The 17,808-nt window shown below is 39.6% G+C and carries 16 protein-coding genes and 1 pseudogene; 12 read left to right on the plus strand and 5 right to left on the minus strand.

Features of this window, described 5'->3' with window-relative positions:
- Positions 1-11: 11 nt before the first annotated feature.
- The 3 genes from EGS71_RS19540 (at position 12) to EGS71_RS19550 (ending at position 2,667) form a co-directional block, all read left to right on the plus strand.
- Positions 12-1,331 (plus strand): adenylosuccinate synthase, encoded by a 1,320-nt coding sequence (locus EGS71_RS19540; RefSeq protein WP_000517792.1) that lies wholly within the window; start codon positions 12-14, stop codon positions 1,329-1,331.
- A gap of 122 nt (positions 1,332-1,453) precedes the next feature.
- Positions 1,454-1,771, plus strand: a complete 318-nt coding sequence (locus tag EGS71_RS19545; RefSeq protein WP_000776215.1) for a hypothetical protein — start codon at positions 1,454-1,456, stop codon at positions 1,769-1,771.
- Positions 1,772-1,887: 116 nt separating this feature from the next.
- Complete coding sequence (locus EGS71_RS19550; RefSeq protein ID WP_001034598.1) at positions 1,888-2,667, plus strand: M48 family metallopeptidase; 780 nt, start codon at positions 1,888-1,890, stop codon at positions 2,665-2,667.
- A gap of 58 nt (positions 2,668-2,725) precedes the next feature.
- On the opposite strand, the gene EGS71_RS19555 is transcribed toward EGS71_RS19550, so the two are convergent.
- Both EGS71_RS19555 and crp read right to left on the minus strand, forming a co-directional pair.
- On the minus strand, positions 2,726-3,775 hold the full coding sequence (locus tag EGS71_RS19555; RefSeq protein WP_001159805.1) for an NADP(H)-dependent aldo-keto reductase: 1,050 nt from the start codon (positions 3,773-3,775) through the stop codon (positions 2,726-2,728).
- Between the two features lie 160 nt (positions 3,776-3,935).
- Entirely contained in the window at positions 3,936-4,643 is a 708-nt protein-coding gene (gene crp, locus EGS71_RS19560; RefSeq protein ID WP_000203217.1) for a cAMP-activated global transcriptional regulator CRP, read from the minus strand.
- A gap of 240 nt (positions 4,644-4,883) precedes the next feature.
- Here crp and EGS71_RS22585 point away from each other — a divergent pair.
- The 3 genes and pseudogenes from EGS71_RS22585 to EGS71_RS19570 all read left to right on the plus strand — a co-directional run bounded on the left by EGS71_RS22585 (position 4,884) and on the right by EGS71_RS19570 (position 6,021).
- A pseudogene (locus EGS71_RS22585) lies at positions 4,884-5,003 on the plus strand (hypothetical protein).
- A 78-nt stretch (positions 5,004-5,081) separates the two neighbouring features.
- Positions 5,082-5,504: an OsmC family protein gene (locus EGS71_RS19565; RefSeq protein WP_001195082.1), complete on the plus strand. Its 423-nt coding sequence runs from the start codon at positions 5,082-5,084 to the stop codon at positions 5,502-5,504.
- 91 nt (positions 5,505-5,595) lie between these two features.
- A complete protein-coding gene (locus EGS71_RS19570) occupies positions 5,596-6,021 on the plus strand; it encodes a GNAT family N-acetyltransferase (protein WP_001026236.1) in 426 nt (141 codons plus the stop codon).
- On the opposite strand, the gene EGS71_RS19575 is transcribed toward EGS71_RS19570, so the two are convergent.
- Positions 6,018-6,824 carry a peptidoglycan DD-metalloendopeptidase family protein gene (locus EGS71_RS19575; protein WP_001237344.1) on the minus strand — a complete coding sequence of 269 codons (807 nt, stop codon included), beginning with the start codon at positions 6,822-6,824 and terminating at the stop codon, positions 6,018-6,020. The genes EGS71_RS19570 and EGS71_RS19575 overlap by 4 nt on opposite strands.
- Before the next feature lie 300 nt (positions 6,825-7,124).
- On the opposite strand from EGS71_RS19575, the gene clpB reads away from it, so the two are divergent.
- Entirely contained in the window at positions 7,125-9,704 is a 2,580-nt protein-coding gene (clpB, locus tag EGS71_RS19580; protein ID WP_001210050.1) for an ATP-dependent chaperone ClpB, read from the plus strand.
- Positions 9,705-9,761: 57 nt separating this feature from the next.
- Here clpB and EGS71_RS19585 read toward each other — a convergent pair whose 3' ends face one another.
- The gene (locus tag EGS71_RS19585) at positions 9,762-10,250 is read right to left on the minus strand and encodes a CinA family protein (RefSeq protein ID WP_000941316.1); all 489 of its coding nucleotides are present in this window, start codon (positions 10,248-10,250) and stop codon (positions 9,762-9,764) included.
- 268 nt (positions 10,251-10,518) lie between these two features.
- Between EGS71_RS19585 and EGS71_RS19590 the strand changes: the two genes are divergently transcribed.
- Complete coding sequence (locus tag EGS71_RS19590; protein WP_001060743.1) at positions 10,519-10,935, plus strand: hypothetical protein; 417 nt, start codon at positions 10,519-10,521, stop codon at positions 10,933-10,935.
- Positions 10,936-10,961: 26 nt separating this feature from the next.
- Here EGS71_RS19590 and rlmKL read toward each other — a convergent pair whose 3' ends face one another.
- Complete coding sequence (gene rlmKL, locus EGS71_RS19595) at positions 10,962-13,166, minus strand: bifunctional 23S rRNA (guanine(2069)-N(7))-methyltransferase RlmK/23S rRNA (guanine(2445)-N(2))-methyltransferase RlmL (protein ID WP_002011361.1); 2,205 nt, start codon at positions 13,164-13,166, stop codon at positions 10,962-10,964.
- A 238-nt stretch (positions 13,167-13,404) separates the two neighbouring features.
- On the opposite strand from rlmKL, the gene EGS71_RS19600 reads away from it, so the two are divergent.
- The 4 genes from EGS71_RS19600 (at position 13,405) to EGS71_RS19615 (ending at position 17,766) form a co-directional block, all read left to right on the plus strand.
- Positions 13,405-13,749 carry a hypothetical protein gene (locus tag EGS71_RS19600; RefSeq protein ID WP_000654260.1) on the plus strand — a complete coding sequence of 115 codons (345 nt, stop codon included), beginning with the start codon at positions 13,405-13,407 and terminating at the stop codon, positions 13,747-13,749.
- A 123-nt stretch (positions 13,750-13,872) separates the two neighbouring features.
- Positions 13,873-14,889 (plus strand): aspartate carbamoyltransferase catalytic subunit, encoded by a 1,017-nt coding sequence (locus EGS71_RS19605; protein ID WP_000546639.1) that lies wholly within the window; start codon positions 13,873-13,875, stop codon positions 14,887-14,889.
- Positions 14,890-14,901: 12 nt separating this feature from the next.
- Positions 14,902-16,137: a dihydroorotase gene (locus EGS71_RS19610; RefSeq protein WP_000029356.1), complete on the plus strand. Its 1,236-nt coding sequence runs from the start codon at positions 14,902-14,904 to the stop codon at positions 16,135-16,137.
- Between the two features lie 213 nt (positions 16,138-16,350).
- Positions 16,351-17,766 carry an OmpA family protein gene (locus EGS71_RS19615; RefSeq protein WP_000026493.1) on the plus strand — a complete coding sequence of 472 codons (1,416 nt, stop codon included), beginning with the start codon at positions 16,351-16,353 and terminating at the stop codon, positions 17,764-17,766.
- The last annotated feature ends 42 nt before the right edge of the window (positions 17,767-17,808 follow it).

Raw genomic sequence — 17,808 nt, forward strand, 5'->3', positions numbered from 1 at the left:
ATGAGGCTATTATGGGCAAAAATGTTGTGGTACTTGGTACCCAATGGGGCGACGAAGGTAAAGGTAAAATCGTCGACCTGCTCACAGATCAGGCGGCTGCAGTAGTACGTTATCAAGGCGGACATAACGCAGGTCATACTCTTGTCGTAGGTGGTAAAAAGACTGTATTACACCTCATTCCATCAGGCATTTTACGTGAAAACGTATTGTGCTTAATTGGCAATGGCGTGGTGCTTTCACCAGCAGCATTAATTGAAGAAATGGGAATTTTGGAAGCTGAGGGTGTTCCGGTTAAGGAGCGTCTACGCATTTCTCCAAACTGTCCACTTATTTTGCCTAACCACATTGCTCTTGATCAGGCACGTGAGAAGAAACGTGGTAACGCTAAAATCGGTACTACAGGTCGTGGTATCGGTCCTGCGTACGAAGATAAAGTTGCGCGCCGTGCAGTGCGTGTTGCTGACCTTGTTCGTGGTGGTGCAGCGTTAGAAGAAAAACTAGCCGAAATGCTAGAGTTACATAACTTCCAATTGACTCAGTTCTACGGTGTAGAAGCGGTTAAATTTGAAGACGTATTGGCTCTTTGCAACCAATGGCGTGAAGTTCTTGCTCCATTAGTGATTGACGTAACTAAAGTATTACATGACTACCGCAAAGAAGGTAAGGCTGTAATGTTTGAAGGTGCTCAAGGTTCACTTCTAGACATCGACCACGGTACTTATCCGTATGTTACCAGCTCAAATACAACTGCTGGTGGTGTAAGTTCTGGTTCAGGTATGGGTCCTTTACATCTTGATTATGTATTAGGTATTACGAAAGCTTATACAACACGTGTAGGTGCTGGTCCGTTCCCAACTGAATTGGTTTACGATGCTGCAAGTGATTCTGGTGACCCAATTGGTAAACATTTGGGTACTGTAGGTCATGAGTTCGGTGCTTCTACTGGTCGTCAACGTCGTTGTGGTTGGTTTGATGCTGAAATCTTACGCCGTTCTGTAGATGTAAACTCACTTTCAGGTATTTGCTTAACTAAACTTGACGTTTTAGATGGTTTAGAAGAAGTGAAAATCTGTGTGGGTTATGAAAATACAGATTCAGGTTGTGTAGGTTCTTCTGATGCGGTTTCCTTCGAATGCTTGAAGCCAATTTATGAAACTATGCCAGGTTGGAGCGAGTCAACTGTTGGTTTAACGAGCATTGACCAATTACCTGCAAATGCTTTGGCTTATGTAAAACGTATTGAACAATTAATCGAATGTCCGATTGATATCGTTTCAACTGGTCCAGACCGTGCAGAAACAATCATTTTACGTCATCCATTCTCTGCGTAATTCGCAAAGATAAAAATAGCCTCCTAAAAGGGGGCTTTTTTTATACCCTACTAAAGTGCAGTTTTGGTTTGGTTCGATTCAGATTAAAACATGATATATAGATCAGGAATCATAGGCTCAGGATGAAGCTGCAACCCACTATTTCGAAAACCATTTTTTATTCTTTTTTATTTGCTATAGGTGGTTCACCCACATTAGCAATGCTGATTATTTATGGTCAAAATTATAATCCGGACTTCTTTATGACGGCATTTATGAGTCTTTCTGTCCTGATTGCTTGTGTCCTCATTCCTGTTGTTCTCATACAAAACAGTTATTTACTCTGGAAGAGGAAAAATCCTAATCTTGAAGAGAAAGTTAAGACTTTAAGTCACGTTTATCTTGGTTTAAACATAATATGTTTAATATTCTGGATTTATTTGATGACTTTATCTAATTGACCGTTACATAAATACTATGATCGTGAAGAAATGAGAGATTTAAAGCGTGAGTGGTATTTCTTATAATAAGTGCAAAAGAATAAACAGTTTTTTGACGATTTAGGTGACCCATGTTAATGAATAAAAAGTTCGTTCTAAGCTTGTGCGCAGCAGGTGCAGTAACAATTTCTGGTTGTGCCACAATGGCTGATATGGCAGGTGCAGATACCGCAACCTTAAATGCTCAATCTGCGCAAAGTTTCAATAAAATGGTGCAGGAAGCGCGTGGTAAAGGTGCTTTAGATACAAGTTCAAGTACCTATAACCGTATTAATGCGGTTTTTAACCGTTTAAAACCTTATGCGAATCAAATGAATCAGACAGGCCAGCCATTTAGTTGGCAATTGGCTGTATTGAAGTCAGATACGATTAATGCTTACGTTGCACCTGGTGGCAAGGTAGTGTTTTATACAGGTATTGTAAATAAACTGAACTTGACTGATGCTGAAATTGCAGCAGTTATGGGCCATGAAATGACTCACGCCTTGGAAGAGCATGCAAAAAGTAAAATTGGCGCTCAAGCTTTAACTGATTTAGCGTTAAATATTGGTTTAAGTCAGATTAATGGTGGTAATGTGAGTCAACTAGGCGCGGCTGCGGCTCAGTTAGGCACACAAGTAGGTGTGGGTCTGCCATATTCTCGTAGTTTGGAAAGCCGTGCTGACCAAGGTGGTTTAATGCTAATGGCGCGTGCAGGTTATAACCCAAATGCAGCGATTACGCTTTGGGAAAAAATGAACAAGCTTGAAGGCAGTGGATCATCTTTCTTGTCTACTCACCCATCAAACGCTCAACGTATTAATGACATGCGTAAGAATTTACCTGCGGCATTAGCTATTTATAATGGTCGTAAGTAAGTTTTAACACTTATAGAACTGATGTTAAAAACGGATGCTTGAGCATCCGTTTTTGTTTTTAAGGAGCAGGATTAGGCTGTTGTATATGAATAGCCTCAATGCCTTGTAAAATCTCCGGTGAAAGCTCGATTTCAAAAGCTTGGATATTTTCTTTGAGCTGATCTAAATTGGTTGCACCAATAATTGTACTCGTCACAAAAAATTGCTGCTTAATAAAAGCCAGAGCCAATTGAGTCAGGCTTAAACCATGCTTTTCAGCAAGCTGTGCATATTGTTCAGTTGCCCATTCACTTTGCGGGTTGCTGTATCTGCTAAAGCGAGGGAAAAGTGTAACGCGGGCATTGGCTGGTCGAGCCCCATTTCTAAATTTGCCAGTTAAATAACCAAAAGCAAGAGGAGAGTATGCAAGTAAACCTACACCCTCATATTTGGCAATTTCTGACATACCGATTTCATAGGTGCGATTAAGCAGACTATACGGATTTTGCACACTCACAAATTTACTCACACCTAAATTTTCGGCAAGCTGAAGGAACTTCATGGTGCCCCACGGTGTTTCATTAGATAAGCCGATATAACGAATGCGGCCTCGATTAATCTCTTTTTGGAGAGCGAGTAATGTTTCTTCTAAGGGAGTAGTATCGTAATCATTTTGGGCTTGCTGATTACCATAAGCGAGCGTTCCAAAGAAGTTGGTATGGCGTTCAGGCCAATGTAATTGATAAAGATCAATATAATCAGTTTGTAAGCGTTTGAGAGAGCCATCAATTGCTTGTGAAATATGTTCACTATTAAACTTGGTATGGCCTTCTCGAATATGGGTTCCACCAAAACCAGGACCTGCAATTTTTGAAGCAAGGAATACTTTATCGCGCTGACCATGCTGTGCAAACCAATTGCCTAAGATGGTTTCGGTTGCTCCATATGTTTCTGGTTTAGGAGGCACGGAATACATCTCTGCCGTATCCCAAAAATATAAACCGTGTTCTAAAGCATAATTGAGTTGTTCGAAAGCTTCTTGTTGAGTATTTTGCTCACCAAATGTCATGGTACCTAAGCAAATTTCAGGAAGGTTAATGCCAGTGTGACCAAGTGGTTTAAATTGCATACTGCGAAATCCTTAAGAAATTTTAAGTTAGCCTAACGGAGAATATGTATTCAACTTAAATCATAAAAACAGAATAGATTGTAAGCTTTGTGTATTAACTCATTGTTGCATATAAAAAAAGCAAACCGAAGTTTGCTCTTTATTCAATAATTACGAGTAATTATTCTTCGTCATCATAGTCTTCGTCAGTGACTGGGGTTTCTTCTAATGAAGTATCAAAAATCAAAATAGCTTTACCGTCAGTTTGAATCATACCTTGATCTTCTAAGGTCTTTAATACACGGCCAACCATTTCTCGTGAACACCCGACAATGCGTCCAATCTCTTGTCGAGTAATACGAATTTGACGGCCATTCGGCAAAATCATTGCTTCTGGTTGTGAAGATAGGTCGATTAAGCAACGCGCAATACGACCTGACACATCAATAAATGCAAGATCGGTCATTTTACGAGTTGTATTTTTTAAACGACGAACGAGTTGCGCGAAAACGGCATAGCTGAGATCTGGATACTGTTTGCTCAGTTCGTGGAAGTTGTCATATGAAATTTCCGCAATTTCACAGACATCACGGGTACGAACTTCAGCTGTACGTTGAGGGTTCGGTTCGAAAAGCCCCATTTCCCCAAAGAAGTCACCAGGATTCAAATATGCCACAACAATTTCACGTTCATCGTCTTCACGTAAAATAATTGAAACTGAGCCTTTTAAAATTAAATATAAAGATTTTGACTCTGTTCCGGCATCAACAATTGTGGTTCGTTTTGGATATCTGTTGATGTGAGCACGTTTTAACAATGCTTTAACGGATTCAGGTAGTTGCCCCGGAGATAAAGCATCTGTGCTGAGTTGTGAAAAATTTGAAGTCATGCTTGATATGTTCCGAATAGGGTAAACAATTCACACAAGCTCGAGATGAGCTATTACACAGAAGAGATGAAATTCCTTATCAACTCATTTTATGTTAGTGTACAAAACAAGGGTCTGTTGACATTTCACAGATGGTTGCGACATAAGACAATTTTTCTGGACGTTACGAAGCAAGAACTATGGAATTTAGTCATTCTAAATCAATAGAGCTTAACAACGAAACGAACAAAAAATCTGGCCTTGCGCTGCATCAAAGATGCTTTAATTGCACCTCAGATTCCGGCTGAAATTTAACAAACTTTATTACAAAACTGGACAAAGGATTGCCCTTGTCTGTGTTTTGCGTTTTATTTGGATTAATTTTTAGCTATTACGCAATCCATAGATGAAATGTCAACAGACCCTGCTTAAATTTATAATTTTTTTTGGGTAGTTGCAATGCAAACAAGTGTACATTGGCTAGAGAATGTTGCTTTTGAAGCGAAATCAGAGAGCGGTCATAGTGTAGTGATGGATGGCTCACCTGAGTACGGTGGTGAAAACCGTGGACCACGTCCTATGGAGTTGATATTAATGGGACTTGGTGGGTGTGCTTCGTTTGATATTGTGACTATTTTAAAGAAATCCCGTCAAGATGTGACGAATGTCGTATGTCAGCTTAAAGCTGAGAGAGCAGATGCAATTCCGGCAGTTTTCACCAAGATCCATTTACACTTTGTAGTGACAGGTAAAGCTGTAAAAGAAAAACAGGTCGCAAAAGCAGTAGAGCTATCAGCTGAAAAATATTGTTCAGCAAGTAAAATGCTTTCAGATGGTGGCGTAGAAATTACTCACGATTTTGAAATTATTGAAGCAGCGTAATTTTATTTGTGAATGCCTAAAAAATAAAAAGCTAACAGTCATGTTGGCTTTTTTTATGATAAGAATAATTAAAAAATAAAAGGAGAGTTAAGTGAATATCCGTTTAGCACAATGGGAAGATACCGAGACCATATGTTATTTACTTAAACAAATGGGATATTCACAGCCTTTAAAAGTAGTTCAAGAACAATTTCAAATACTAAGTAAAGATCCTAATGCGATTACGTTGGTCGCAGCTGACGATTTAAAAGTGTATGGAGTTTTATCGCTTTATTTTATTCCACAAATTGCCTTACAAGGTGAGTTTGCCAAAATATGTTATCTGTGTGTTGACGAGAAGATGCGTAGTAAAGGAGTGGGACATTTGCTTGTGCAAGAAGCAGAACGGTTAGCAAAGCAACGTGGTTGTGACCGAATGGAACTTCATTCGGGGATACAAAGACCTTTGGCACATCAATTTTACCTAAGAGAAGGCTATGTCGAAGCACCAAAGTACTTTCGTAAAGCTTTAAATTAATGAGTCGTAGTTAGAAAAAGTTGAGGGTCTACCCGTGCATTGTTAAGGCTCATTCCCCAATGTAAATGAGGGCCTGTGACACGTCCTGTTTTACCGACTAGACCTAAAGTTTCCCCTTGACGAATATGCTGGCCTTTTTCTACTTTTATCTCGCTTAAATGGCAAAACATACTAATTAAGCCTTGGCCGTGATCGATTAATACAGTTTGTCCATTAAAAAAATAATGACCTGTTTGAACGACTACACCGTCTGCTGGAGCAACTACTTTTTGGCCTATTGGTGCTGGAATGTCTAGACCTGAGTGTGGAGCACGTTCTTCACCATTAAAAAAGCGTTTTCTTCCAAAAGAATTGGTAAATTTACCCGAAGTTGGGCGTATAAATTTTGGTAAGGCTTGCCACGAACTTTGCGTAAATGAACTATATACATCATTTTGTTCTTTAGCTTCTTGAGCGTAACGATCTAATTGACTTTGATTGGGATTTACATAGTCTTGATTGGTAACTTTAAGGCGTTGCTCAGCATATGGATAAGATTTAACTTCTATTTGAATAGGGGCTTTATTGGTATCGAGTTGAACACTACCAAGTGGAGTAGATAACGGAATGCCGAAAACAGCATAACGCTGCTGTCCTTCTTGGCTAATTAAAACCGGTTTGTGTTGAAAAGTGACCTGAGTAATATCCGAAGTTAAAGGAATAACTGCAATACCACCGGGTCTTCTTGAATCTTGGGGTAACTCAGCCATTGCTAGAGTCGAGCTGAAAAGACAAGTTGTTAATATAATATGTTTTAAGCGCATTTTTAATTTCAAAAACAGGATGGAATTGGCAAGATAAATTAATTCTTAATTCGGGAATTCTCAATGAAGTCTTTGTGAAGACCATAAAATAGATGAGAGTAAATATAAATATTCAAGATATTTAATAAAATGTAGCCGAAGTGTACTTGAAATATATACAAAACAAACCCATATTATAATCGAGTTTTACTCGCAGTATTTTTTATAACTTAATGAAAAATATATAAAAATTTATTTGAAATCCGAAAAAGTGTTCCCATCTATTACACAAGTACGAATTTGTTGTGAGGAATAACAAGAATGCGATTTGAAAAATTTACGAACCGCTTGCAGCAAGCCCTCTCAGATGCTCAATCCTTAGCGATGGGTAAAGACCATACAGCTATAGCAGGTATTCATATTTTGAGTACTTTATTGGAAGAGCCGTCCAATATTAGTTTGTTGCAACAAGCAGGTGCACGGTTACCTGAACTTAAACAAAAGCTAGAGCAGGCTTTAAAAGATGCTCCGACTATTGCTAACCCGACGGGCGATGTCAATTTAAACCCAGAAGCAGTTAAAGCACTCAACTTGGCAGATCGATACGCGCAAAAAGCTGGCGATGAATTTTTGTCAACTGACTGGGTTTTATTGGGCTTGGCAGAAACTGGTGAAACAAAAAATATTTTAAGTGCCGTAGGTGTAACTCCCGACAGCTTACGCAAAGTAATTGAAAATATTCGAGGTAGTGACAAAGTCATGAGTAATAATCACGAAGACCAACGTGACTCACTTAATAAATATACGATTGATTTAACCGAGCGGGCTTTATCGGGGAAACTTGATCCGGTGATTGGGCGTGATGATGAGATCCGCCGTACCATTCAGGTCTTGTCACGCCGTACTAAGAATAACCCAGTACTCATTGGTGAACCTGGGGTAGGTAAAACCGCTATTGTTGAAGGTTTGGCACAACGTATTGTCAATGGTGAAGTACCAGAAGGCTTAAAGAATAAACGTGTTTTATCGTTAGATTTAGGTTCATTGCTTGCTGGTGCTAAGTATCGTGGTGAGTTTGAAGAACGTTTAAAAGCTGTTTTAAAAGATTTGGCGAAACACGAAGGCGAAATCATCTTATTCATTGACGAGTTACATACACTCGTTGGTGCTGGTAAAGGTGATGGTGCGATGGATGCAGGTAATATGTTAAAACCTGCGTTGGCTCGTGGTGAGTTGCGCTGTGTGGGTGCAACAACCTTAGATGAATATCGCCAATACATTGAAAAAGACGCAGCCTTGGAGCGTCGTTTCCAAAAAGTGCTGGTCGATGAACCAAGTGTAGAAGATACCATTGCGATTTTACGTGGTCTGAAAGAAAAGTATGCGACTCACCATGGCGTACAGATTTTAGACTCAGCGATTATTGCTGCGGCGAAAATGTCTCATCGTTATATTACAGACCGTCAATTACCAGACAAGGCGATTGACCTGATTGATGAGGCAGCTTCTCGTATTAAGATGGAAATCGATTCTAAGCCAGAAGCACTTGATAAACTTGACCGCCGTTTAATCCAGTTGAAAATGCAATTGGAAGCGGTGAAAAAAGATGAAGACGCAGGCAGTAAGGCCGAAGTTACTCATCTTGAAAAACAGATCGCTGAAGTCGAGAAAGAATACAACGATCTGGAAGAAGTGTGGAAAGCTGAGAAAACACTGGTAGAAGGCACTAAACAAGCTCAGGTTGAACTTGATAAAGCACGTATTGCTTTTGAAAAAGCTCAGCGTGAAGGCGATTTGGCAGAAGCAGCACGTTTGCAATATGGTGTAATTCCAGAGCTTCAAAAACAATTGGAGCAAGACGAAGTTGCTGAAGAAAACGAAGAGCCAAAACTCATTCGTACAAAAGTAACTGAAAATGAAATTGCCGAAGTCGTTAGTGCTGCAACAGGTATTCCGGTTGCTAAAATGATGCAAGGCGAGCGTGAAAAACTCCTTCATATGGAAGAGTTCTTGCATGACCGTGTTGTAGGGCAAGATGAAGCAGTCGTTGCGGTATCGAATGCTGTTCGCCGTTCACGTGCCGGTTTGTCTGACCCGAATCGTCCTAGCGGATCATTCTTATTCTTAGGTCCAACAGGTGTAGGTAAAACTGAGTTAACTAAAGCTTTAGCTAACTTCTTGTTTGACAGTGATGATGCCATGATTCGTATCGATATGAGTGAATTCATGGAGAAACATTCTGTCAGCCGTTTAGTTGGTGCGCCTCCGGGTTACGTAGGTTACGAAGAGGGCGGTGTTTTAACCGAAGCTGTTCGCCGTAAACCATATAGCGTAGTGTTGTTTGATGAGGTTGAAAAAGCGCATCCAGATGTCTTCAATATCTTGCTACAAGTGTTAGACGATGGACGCTTAACCGACTCACAAGGTCGTGTAGTGGACTTTAAAAACACGGTTATTGTGATGACATCGAACTTGGGTTCACAAGATGTACGTGAACTTGGTGAAGGTGCAACTGATGATGAAGTGCGTACTATTGTAATGAATGCGGTAAGTCAGCATTTCCGTCCAGAATTTATTAACCGGATTGATGAGTTGGTGATTTTCCATTCACTCAAAAAAGCACAGATTCGTGGCATTGCCGATATTCAGTTAGACCGTTTACGCTCACGACTTGTTGATCGTGATATGAGTTTAACTGTAGATGACAGTGCATTTGACTTATTGATTGACGCTGGTTTTGACCCTGTATACGGAGCGCGTCCATTGAAACGTGCAATTCAACAACAGGTTGAAAATACACTAGCTCAAAAAATCTTGTCAGGTGACTTTGTTGCGGGTGATACCATTTTAGTTAAAGGCGAAAATGGTCACTTAGTGTTTGATAAGCTGAAACTCAGCTAAGTTTTTTCTGCTAAAACCGAAAAGAGAATATGGAAACATATTCTCTTTTTTTTATATTTAACTTTTATGCTGATTTGAAGATATAAGCGCAATAATTGAGTCTGCTACTTTCTGTGTGAGAGTTTTAAGTTTTTGTTCGGCATGACCTGATAAAAAATAATGGTAATGATAAATACGTCCTAGATAAGAAATACAGATAAAGAAAGTACCTACAGGTTTTTCCGTGGTTTCACTTCCGCCAGGTTTTAATAAACCTGTGCAGCTCACAACAATGTCAGCTTGTTGAAATAGGGTTTGGCCAAGCCTGCACATTTCTTCAGTTACTTGTGGTGATTCTGCTGTGTAGGTTTCAATTAACTTTGGATCAACTTTTAAAACACTGATTTTAATACTGGGGTCATAACTGACTAACCCACCCAGTAAAATATCAGCACCACTATTTTTATGAATCGAAAACTGACTGGTTAAGTAACCTGAACTGGCACTTTCAATAAACGCGACTTTAAGTAAACGGTCTTCTAATAACTGACAGCATTGCTGAAGCATTATTCCACCTCGTATGGTGTTTATTTATGAATAAATCTAACTACAAATAAATTATAAAATCACGTTAAGTGATCTAAGGGTATGGTTCAAGTCTAAGATAAAAATCTATAAAACTATTTGAATATTCACAAAAAGCCTGTGAAGAATTTCAGGTTTTAAAATGATCAATGCTAATTATCGGGAAGTTTCTTTATAACATTGCGACAAGGTTAAAAACTTGTTAGTTTGATTCGATATAACAAACAATAACAATTTTAGGATGAACATGATGAACAATAAGCAAGGGTGTGTGCTGGGAATTTTAAGTTGTATAGTGGTATTACCGACGAATCTATGGGCTGCACAGCCTATGAATGAAAGTGCGCTTGCAACTCAAACAGGAGCAGTAACGGCAGCTCTACCCGTAATTATTGCGAAAGCTCAAGATGATGCGAAGAAGCCAGAAATAGAGCAACGTCAAGTTCGGCAAACACTAGGGGATAACTATTTACAGCAGGTTCGATGGAATTCACTGCGCACAAGTGTGTTATCGCCTTATCAAGAACAAAAGCAAAATCAGGTCATTGATGGAAAAGAGAAGAAAAAATTAGAAATGGTTGCTCTGCCAGAAAGAGCTGATCGATTTACGCGTTATGATTTTGAGTCAAAGAATGTACATGGTGAAGTTATCATTACCGTGAAGTAATGATAACTTCCTTTTTCAAATTCAGATTAACTTAATCCAGGATGCTGAATTTTCCATGCACGGTGGATTTTTTTATTACGTTTAAAATCGGGTCCAATCGTTTCAGAAGTAATTTCTTCAACGTCATATAAAGCCTCGATCTCTTCATCCATCTCAAAACCACGATAATTATTTGAGAAGTAAAGTGTACCTTCACTTGTTAAGCGGTTCATTGCACGTTTAATCAAAGAGACGTGATCGCGCTGCACATCAAAAGTACCGTGGAACTTTTTAGAGTTAGAGAATGTTGGCGGGTCAATAAAAATAAGATCGTATTGTTCATGACCTTCTTTTAACCATTCAAAACAGTCACTTGCAAAGAACATATGCTGTTCGTCTGCATGATCTACCGTTAAACCGTTTAAAACGAAGTTTTCTTTTGACCAGCTCAAGTAAGTATTAGATAAATCTACACTGGTTGTACTTGCAGCGCCGCCTAAAGCCGCGTGTAAGCTGGCTGTCGAGGTATAACTATAAAGATTTAAGAAGTGCTTACCACGTGCTTCTTTTGCAATACGTAAACGCATTTGACGGTGGTCAAGGAACAAACCTGTATCGAGGTAGTCAGTTAGGTTCACTAAAATTTTAGCTTTACCTTCTTGAACGATGAAACGTTTATTGGCTGTACTTTGTTTGGTGTACTGATTAGTACCAGTTTGACGCGCACGTGTTTTAATAAAGATTGCATCGCGATTTAATCCTGTTACCGCACGAATAGCAGCAAGCGCTAAGTTAAAACGTTTTTTTGCTTTTTCAGGATCAATCTTTTTAGGTGGTGCATATTCCTGAACATGTAAACGGTCGCCGTATAAGTCTACAGCAAGGTTAAAGTCAGGGAGGTCTGCATCGTATAAACGTAAGCAATAGATATTTTCTTTGGTTGCCCATTTTTTCAAGGCAGTCATGTTCTTTTGCAAACGGTTAGCAAAGTCTTGAGCTTCTTCCATTTCAACAGGTTGAGCTTGCCAGTTTGCCAAGAATGGTTGAGTGACTTTTTCAGGTTTAACTGTACCGAAACGAACATAAATCGGTAATTTACCATTCATTAAGCGTAATGTTTCTGGTGCTTCAAATGCTAAAACATCGGCTTGTTCAATTTGTGCGGCAATAATTGCTGCATATTGATTTGGGAAGTTCTTTTGTAAGAGGGCAGATAAGCCTAAGTAAAGAGAACGGTTAGAAGCTTTGTCACCTAAGCGCTCACCATACGGGGGGTTGGTAACGATAAAAGCAGTTTTATTTTCAGCACCGAAATCTGGCCAGTCTGCTAAAGTACGCTCTTCAATTTGAATATCGCCTAGTAGCTTTTCAAAACCTGCTGCAATAATGTTTTCGCGTGTTGCTTTTACAGCTTCCCAGTCAGCATCGTATGCATAAAACTTAGGTAAAGGTTGTTCAAGTGCTTTTTCATGACGCTCTGCTGCTTCGGCTTTGAGTGAAAGCCAGAGTTCACGGTCATGACCATGCCAGCCATTAAAACCAAAACGACGTACAAGACCCGGCGCACGATCAGTTAAAATCATTAACGCTTCAATAATAAATGTGCCTGAACCACACATTGGATCAAGTACAATTTCCGGGTTACGTTCCTGAAGCTTGGCTTTTTGCAAAATTGCTGCTGCGAGGTTTTCTTTAATTGGCGCATCTGTCATGAAACGACGGTAGCCGCGTTTATGTAATGAATCACCAGATAAATCTAGACAGTAGGTATGCTCGGTTTTGCCCGCAAGCACATATAATGTAATTTCTGGTTGTTTGGTATCAATACTTGGGCGGCGACCTACAGCTTCCATAAAGGAATCAACAACACCGTCTTTTACACGGAGGGTTGCAAACTGCGTATTTACCTTAATTTCACGCTCTGCATGTAAGCGAATTGCAAAGGTACTTTGTGGTGCAAAAATAAGTGACCAATCAAAACTAATTGCACCTTCATAAAGCTCTTCTGCTACATCACGCGCATCGTGGGTACGTTCAAGTTCATAAGTATGAATTGGAAGTAAAACACGTGAAGCAAGACGTGACCACATGCAAATACGGTAAGCATGTTCAAGCGTTCCTTCAATGATTAAACGTCCTGCTTTACGTTCTGTCACTTTGGTGCCAAGCTGTTCTATTTCTTCTTGTAAGAGGGTTTCTAAACCATCAGCACAAGTAATCCAATAGTGGTTTAAACGTAAAGAGGTATTCATAAACTCGATTGACCAAAACATATAAATATTAACGATGCAAAGTTTAACGTATTTTGGTGTCTAAAAGTTTTTAAATTATTGCAACCTATCACTTGGCAACCAATAAATTGATTTTTAAAGCTTAAAATATAAAAACTGGTATGTATTTTGCTAAATCTTTCGAAATAAAACTTATTTAATTAATCATTATTGATGGTTTTTAACCAATTTCATGATTTGAATACATAGGGGAATATAAATGAAAGATATGATGGGGAATGGTTTTATAGCGAATGCAGAAGCTTTCACACTAGCTACTCAAATTTATGTGCGTATGCGCAGAGTAACGGGACGGGTGATAGATGCAATGTACTTTGTTCAAAATAAAGACTATGCAAAATATGTAATTGCACTGGCACTAGAAGCAGAAGATGACGAATTAAAACGCTGTGTTGAACGATTAATGGTATTGACTGATTCAATACCAGAGCAGTCTCAAAAAGAAATGACAGTAAGTATTCAAACTAGTGAAGAATCAGAAATCACAGCCGAAGACATTTATCGGGCACAAGTTCCACATCATTATATTGGTGCTTTAAGGTAATCTGAGCACGGCTCTAAATTTTCTGGTCAATTTAGGGCCTTATTCTGTAAAGTTCTTCTGCGAAAAGAACGGAATTCAGCTACACTATGCACGTTTTCGCGATTCGACCCATAGGAATCCATTATGCATATTGCAGCGTTGCATCAACCGAGCCAGGTTCAGCTCAATCAAGACGGAAATTTAAAACATTTTTTAACGATTGAGGGCCTTTCAAAAGAAAACCTCACTAAGATTTTAGATACCGCGCAAAGCTTTTTAGATGATAATAATAATTTAATTAACCGCCCGCTTTTAGAAGGTCGGACGGTTATGAATCTCTTCTTTGAAAACTCCACCCGTACTCGTACTACTTTTGAAGCAGCAGCAAAACGTTTGTCTGCCAATGTATTGAACATTGATATTGCACGTTCAAGCACGTCAAAAGGTGAGACTTTACGAGATACGCTTTGGAACCTCGAAGCAATGGCTGCCGATATTTTTGTTGTACGTCATTCATCTTCAGGTGCTGCACATTTCATTGCTAAAGATGTATGTCCGAAAGTCGCAATTATTAATGCCGGAGATGGACGTCATGCCCATCCAACGCAAGCGATGCTCGATATGCTCACTATTCGCCGTGAGACGAAAAAACCATTTGAAGACTTGAGTGTTGCCATTATTGGTGACATTAAACACTCTCGCGTTGCGCGTTCAGATGTAGCTGCACTTCAAACACTCGGATGTAAAGATATCCGTGTGATTGCGCCGAACACCTTATTACCGGTTGGTTTTTCAGAATATGGCGACCATGTTCGTTTGTTCAATAACATGGATGAAGGCATTACCGGTTGTGATGTGATTATTGCTTTACGTATTCAAAATGAACGTATCGATTCACCAGCATTATCTTCACAATCTGAATTTTACAGAATGTACGGTTTAAACAAAGAGCGCCTTAGCTTGGCTAAACCGGACTGTATTGTTATGCATCCGGGACCAATGAACCGTGGTGTAGAAATTGATTCGAGTATTGCTGATGGCGAACAGTCAGTGATTTTAAAACAGGTCACTAACGGTATTGCAGTTCGTATGGCTGTGCTAGCGTTGTCTATGCAAGGGCAACTCCAAGAACAAGGTTTAATTGAAGCGATTGCGTTGTAAGGAATGGATCACATGAGTATTGTAAAAATTGAAAATGTACGTGTGTTAGACCCAATCCAAAAAACAGACAGCGTACAAACTGTATATCTTCAAGATGGTAAGCTCATTGCCCCAGTCGATCAGGTTGAACAAACTATTGATGGTCAGGGTAAATGGTTAATGCCAACTATGGTTGATTTGTGTGCACGTTTGCGTGAACCAGGTCAGCAGCAGCATGGAACGTTGAAATCAGAAGGTAAAGCTGCACGTGCTAATGGTATTTTGCACGTCATTACGCCGCCAGACTCAAAGCCGATTGTACAAGACAACGGTGCGCTCATTCACGGCTTAATTGAAAAAGCTTGGCATGATGGTGGTATTCACATGCATATCATCGGTGCCCAGACTCAAGGTCTAAATGGTAAGCAACCAGCAAATATGGCAGGCCTTAAAAAGGGTGGCTGTACTGCTGTTTCAAATGCGAATGCTGCTTTTGAAAATGACGATGTTGTTGTTCGTACATTAGAGTACGCCGCGGGTCTTGGTTTAACCGTCGTTTTCTATGCTGAAGAGCCACAACTTGCTAAAGATGGTTGTGCTCATGAAGGCTTTATTGCATCACGTCAAGGTTTACCAATGATTCCTGCAATTGCAGAAACCGTAGCGATTGCAAAATATCTGCTTATGATTGAAGCGACAGGTGTCAAAGCTCACTTTGGTTTGTTGTCTTGTGGCGCTTCGGTCGAATTAATTCGTGCTGCAAAAGCAAAAGGTTTACCGGTTACTGCCGATGTAGCAATGCATCAGTTACATTTAACTGAGCAACTAATTGATGGCTTCAATTCACTTGCACATGTTCGTCCACCATTACGTTCTGAGCAAGATAAAGAGCTTTTACGCCAAGGTTTAAAACAAGGTGTAATTGATGCAATCTGTACCCACCATGAGCCTTTAAGCAGTTCAGCTAAAATGGCTCCATTTGCAGAGACCCAACCGGGTATTACTGCATTTGATACTTATGTGGCTTTGGGTATTCAGCTCATTAATGAAGGTTTATTTGAACCTTTAGAATGGGTAACTAAAGTGACAAGTGCTCCTGCACAGGTAGCAAATATGACAGCACGTTGGCAAGCTGAAGCAGGGTGGGTGTTGGTAGATCCTGAGTTAAGCTGGACTGTAAGTAAAGACACTATTTTATCTCAAGGGAAAAACACCCCTTTACTGGGTCAAAAGCTTACAGGTAAAGTCTTACAGACTTTTGCTGTTTAATTTTAAGCAGCAAAATGCCGATATAAAATATAAACAGGTAGATCATAAAGATCTACCTGTTTTGTAAATACTAGATGGAAAATTGTATATAAATTATTTAAAAAACAACAAAAGATTTCGAGCGCATTAGAATAAAAAACTATCAGCAAAGAGAAGTATTTGAATAATCAAAAAGTTGCTGGTTACGACGTATAAGATTCGGGAGAATAACCAATGTCGATAAACCCTATAGAACTGCTTAAAGAAAAAGTATCTTCAACAATATTAAATAATCAGGATGGATACCTCGGCGAAAAAACAAACGCTTTATCTAAGTTTTATCCAATTCTACTTTCATTATTAGCTGCTAAACCTGATCTTATAGGACAATTGAAAAACAGTTTGGCTCCGTCATTATCCGATCTTTTTTCTCATAATGAGCAAATTAAGAATACTGTGCTTACCCATTTAAGCGGTACAGCACCAAATAATGAAATCGAAAATACCCTCAATAGCGCATTAAAACCGAGCCTTAATGCAATTTCTGACGTTGCCGGAAATGATCAACAAAGTATTGTGAACTATTTACGTCAGTATGCTGAAACGATCCGTTCATATTTACCAGGATGGGCCGTGGGCTTATTAGCTCCATTAGGTATTGGAGCTGGTTTATCTTCTGTAACTTCATCGACAGCACCGCCACTTGCAGCAGCAACAGAGACTACGGGCAAATCTCGTGGTTTTTTACCCATTATTGCGCTCATTATTCTTGGGTTATTAATTGCTTGGTTGTGGCGCTCTTGCCAGCATAAAGAAGCTACACCTGCACCTGAAACTAAAGCTGCAAGCGGTGTAGAGGCCGCGGCTGCTCCAGCTACTTTAACTTTAAGCACCGATGATAAAGGTGCTGTGAGCCAGTGTCAGGCTGGAATTGGCGATCAAGGTTTCTTGGCGACTTTACAAACTCAAGTTAAACAAGTCTTTTCAGCTACTAAAGATTGTGATGTTGATACAAGTCAAACTTATGCGGCTGCTTTTACCGATAAGGATGCTTTAGCAGGCGTGTTGGGTGCATTAAAAGGTATTCCAAACGCTTCTTTAGAATGGGTGGGTGACAAGATTACATTGAAAGCAGGTGATGCTGCAGCGTTAGAAGCGTTAACTGCTAAAGTAAAAGCACTTGTTCCACATACCGAAGTTGTTGCCGCAGCGCCAGAAACAGCTGAACAGTCTGTAAGCAATAGTTTAAGTGCTTCACAAACAGCCTTAACTGCAATTGACCCGAACAATGTAGATGTAAACGCACTAGTTAAAGCACTTAATTTACAAATTATTAACTTTGCGAGTGGCTCAAGTGACATACCTGCAGATAACAAAGCTATTCTTGATCAAGCAGCAACCCTTTTAAATAAAGTGTCTGGTGTTAAATTAGATGTAGGTGGTCACACCGACTCAACAGGGAATGCCGCTGCTAATAAAGCGCTTTCTCAAAGACGTGCTCAAGCAGTAGTAGATTATTTAGTTTCTAAAGGAGTGGATGCTTCTAAACTGGTTGCTAAAGGCCATGGTTCAGAACAGCCAGTTGCAGACAATACGACTGAAGAAGGACGCTTTAAAAACCGTCGTATTGAGTTTTCAGTAGCTCAATAAAAAACAGATTTTATTGAATTCTAATTTGAAAAAAGCTTCTCA

The organism is Acinetobacter sp. FDAARGOS_559 (assembly GCF_003940475.1).
Taxonomy (GTDB): Bacteria; Pseudomonadota; Gammaproteobacteria; order Pseudomonadales; family Moraxellaceae; genus Acinetobacter; species Acinetobacter baumannii.